Source organism: Stenotrophomonas sp. SrG (genome assembly GCF_050031795.1).
Classification (GTDB): domain Bacteria; phylum Pseudomonadota; class Gammaproteobacteria; order Xanthomonadales; family Xanthomonadaceae; genus Stenotrophomonas; species Stenotrophomonas rhizophila_A.
On the sequence record NZ_JBNBBE010001217.1, the window covers coordinates 1 to 237 of the forward strand.

1 protein-coding gene is annotated in these 237 nt (G+C 70.0%); it reads right to left on the reverse strand.

Going from position 1 to position 237, the window contains the following annotated elements; all coding sequences use genetic code 11:
• Window positions 1–234 (reverse strand): ribonucleotide reductase N-terminal alpha domain-containing protein (locus ACQG3P_RS23305; protein WP_426806368.1); only part of this gene is annotated, 234 nt, incomplete at its 3' end.
• Window positions 235–237: the final 3 nt, after the last annotated feature.

Below are 237 nucleotides of genomic sequence, written 5' to 3' on the forward strand. Positions count from 1 at the left end.
TGCGGGAATGGCGCCACGGCGCAGCGCCCCGGTGAAGCGCTCGCGCCAGTGCCGGCGCTTGTCCTCGGTGAGTTCGGCATCGGCCAGCGCGTGCGCCACGCGCCGGTAAGTGGCGTCGATGTCCGCATCCAGCGCCTGGCCCTGCTTGGTCTTGAGCCGGTACTGCTTGTCCCAGATATCCAGCGATGCCGGCTGCAGCGGCACTTCGCCGGTGGCCAGCTCCGGGGGAATCACGTC